Consider the following 3,269-nt stretch of genomic DNA (forward strand, 5'->3'; position numbering starts at 1 on the left):
GCCAGCACTCTGGTCACCTTCGCCGTGGGTGCCCAGGACAACGTGCGCCTGCCCGACCTGGGCAGCTCCGCAGCCGGCCTCCTGAGCCCGCGCGAGGCGAATGAGTACGGCGACCAGATGCTCCGCCAGATGCACACCCTCGGGCTCACCGTGGACGATGCCCTGGTCGACCAGTACATCAACGACCTCGGCTTCCGGCTGGTCGCCGCCAGCGACCGGCCGAAGGACCACTTCCAGTTCTTCATCGTCAACGACAGCCAGATCAACGCCTTCGCGGCGCCGGGTGGCTATATCGGAGTGAACGCCGGACTGATCGACATCACCACCAGCGAGAGCGAGCTGGCGGGCGTGATCGCGCACGAAATTGGCCATATCACCCAGAACCACCTCTATCGCGCCTTCGAGGACTCCAAGAAGAACGCCCCGCTCATGGCCCTGGTGTTGCTCGGCGCGATCGCCGCCGGCGCGGGTGGCGGGGCCGGTGACGCCGCCCCGGCGGTTCTCATGGGGGGCCAGGGCCTGATCATGCAGCGGCAGATCAACTTCACCCGAAAGGACGAGATCGAGGCCGATCGCACCGGCATCCAGACCCTGGCCAATGCCGGCTACGACCCGGAAGCCATGGCCGAGTTCTTCGGGCGCATGCAGGACACCCTGCGCGTGGGCGAGGACGAAGAGGCGTTGCCGTCGTTGCTGCTGACCCATCCGGTCACCCTGGAGCGCATCAGCGATGCCAAGGGGCGGGCACGGGCGATCGAGCAGCGCAACGCCGGCAAACCGCGCCAGCCCACCCTGGACAAGGCTTCCTGGGAGAAGAGCACGGCACCCGTGCTTTTCGTCAAGGACAACACCCAGCTGGCCCCGAATCGCAACAAGATCGTTCCCGATAGTGCTGGCGACACCTACGCCCTGATGCGCGAACGCATCCGCGTGCTCTCCAGCGATGCCCGCAAGCTCGCGGATATCTACGCCACCAACCTCAAGCGCAAGGACTTCGACACGGCGGCGAACCGTTACGGCTACGCGATCGCCCTTATCCGCAGCGGCCACGGCATGCAGGCGGCGGAGCAGATCCAGCCCCTGCTGGTCAGCCAGCCGGCCAGCGTGGTGCTGCGACTGGCTTTGGCCGATGCCTACGTGGAGGCTGGCCGCCACGGCGACGCCATGGCGATCTACAAGACCCTCCACGAAAACTCGCCGCGCAACGGCGCCGTCACCCTGGGCTACGCCCGGGCCCTCACCGATACCGGCCGCGCCGACGAATGCCGGACGGCGGCGGCCCTCCTCAAGCCCATGCTCGATGACAGCGAAGACCCGGAAATCTTCCGTACGTTCGCCCGCGCCAGCGAGCGTTCGGGCGATTCGGTGCGCGCGGCAGAGGCTTATGCCGATAGTGCGTACCTCGCGGGGCGTCCGTTCGACGCGATGGAGCAACTGCGCCGCCTGCTCAAACGTGACGACCTGGACTACTACCAGCGCTCCCGGATCCAGGCCCGGATCAGCGACCTGACCCCGCTCCTGCTGGAGTTGCGCAAGAAACGCGTGACCACGGATGACAACCCGGACGGGCGTAGTCAGTAAGCCGGCGTCGCAAGATTCGGTGGACTTTCGTGACAATTGTCATTGCCGTGTAACACAGCATGGCTGCAATATGACCGTCACAGCCAACGAGCGGCCTTACGCGTGCATAAACGCATTCTCATCGTGGAAGACGAAGCTTCGATTCGCGACATGGTCGCCTTCGCGCTTCGCAAGGCGGGTATGGACGCGGCTCACGCCGCGGACGCCCGCGCCGCACAGATGGCCATCTCCGAGCGTGTGCCGGACCTGATCCTGCTCGACTGGATGCTCCCGGGCACCAGTGGACTGGAACTGGCTCGCCGGTTGCGCCGCGAGGAGCTCTCCCGGGAAATCCCGATCATCATGCTCACCGCCCGCGGCGAGGAGATGGACCGGGTGAACGGCCTTGAAGCCGGCGTCGACGACTACGTCATCAAGCCCTTCTCCACCCGCGAGCTGATCGCCCGGATCAAGGCGGTGCTCCGCCGCAGCCAGGGCGACGACGGGTCCGGCATCGTCGAACTGGGCGGCTTGCGCATCGACGGGCCTGCCCATCGTGTATTCGCCGGCGAGGAAGCCGTGCCGATCGGGCCGACCGAATACCGTCTCCTCTTCTTCTTCATGACGCATCCGGAGCGCGTGTACTCGCGCGCCCAGCTGCTCGACCATGTCTGGGGCGGCAGCGTGTACGTGGAGGAGCGCACGGTGGACGTCCACATCCGCCGCCTGCGCAAGACGCTGGAGCCGTGGAAGCTCGACGACATGGTGCAGACCGTTCGCGGTGCGGGTTACCGCTTCTCCGCGAATACCTAGGCTAGCGCGGGGTAGCCGCGCTATCTTGGGCGCCATGTCACCTCGCATCCTTACTTCCTGGCGACTGCCAGCCGCGTGCGCCGCCCTGCTTCTCGCGGGCGGCGTCGTTGGCGCGCTCGTGGGTGCGGCAGTGGCTGGCGTGACCGTTGTCGCGCTGGCGGAAATCGTCGCACTGCTGTCGCTGTTCCGTCACAAGTCGGGGCCAATGTTGCAATCGTCCGCCACACCCGCCCCCGAGTATGACCGTCTCATGACCCGCACCCGCCGTATTGCATCCCGCCTGCGCGATCTGCGCAGTGCGGCCGGGACCCTTCCCGATGCCGTGGTCCTCCTGGATCACTCGCTGCATGTCCGCTGGTTCAACCACGCGGCGGAAGAATTGCTCGGCCTGAAACGTCCGCGCGATCGCGGCCGCCTCCTGGCCGACCTCATGCGCAACTCCGAGTTGGCTGAGTGGCTCTCCGAAGGCGCGCGCGAACCGCTCAACGATGTGACCGCACCGGGCCATCCGAACCGCCACGTTACCGCCACCTTGCTGCCATTCGGCAGCCGCCAGCGCCTGTTGTTGGCCAGAGACACCAGCCATCTGACACGCCTGGAGCAAATTCGCCGGGATTTCGTCGCCAACGTGTCGCACGAACTGCGCACGCCGCTGACCGTCATCCACGGCTACCTCGAGCTACTCGATCCCGAAGACGTGCCTGAACTGGCACCCGTGCTCGACGAGATGCGCGCGCAGTCAAAGCGCATGGGACAGATCGTCGAAGACCTCCTCACCCTGTCACGCCTGGAAACCCAGGACCACGTGGCCGACGAACATGTGCAGATGGCCCCGTTGCTGGCCAGCCTGCGCAAGGAGGCTGAGGCGCTGAGCCAGGGCCGGCACACGGTCTCGC

General features: G+C 66.3%; 3 protein-coding genes. All 3 read left to right on the forward strand.

The genetic code is table 11. The features are described from left to right. Positions 1-9: 9 nt before the first annotated feature. On the forward strand, positions 10-1,581 hold the full coding sequence (locus AC1DT2_RS18860) for a M48 family metalloprotease (protein WP_477298001.1): 1,572 nt from the start codon (positions 10-12) through the stop codon (positions 1,579-1,581). Positions 1,582-1,683: 102 nt separating this feature from the next. Then, positions 1,684-2,373: a phosphate regulon transcriptional regulator PhoB gene (phoB, locus tag AC1DT2_RS18865; protein ID WP_063570381.1), complete on the forward strand. Its 690-nt coding sequence runs from the start codon at positions 1,684-1,686 to the stop codon at positions 2,371-2,373. Between the two features lie 34 nt (positions 2,374-2,407). Next, the coding region (locus tag AC1DT2_RS18870; protein WP_477298000.1) for a histidine kinase dimerization/phospho-acceptor domain-containing protein at positions 2,408-3,269 on the forward strand (862 nt) is incomplete at its 3' end.

The sequence above is a fragment of the Luteibacter sp. P4_E6 genome, from assembly GCF_056401535.1.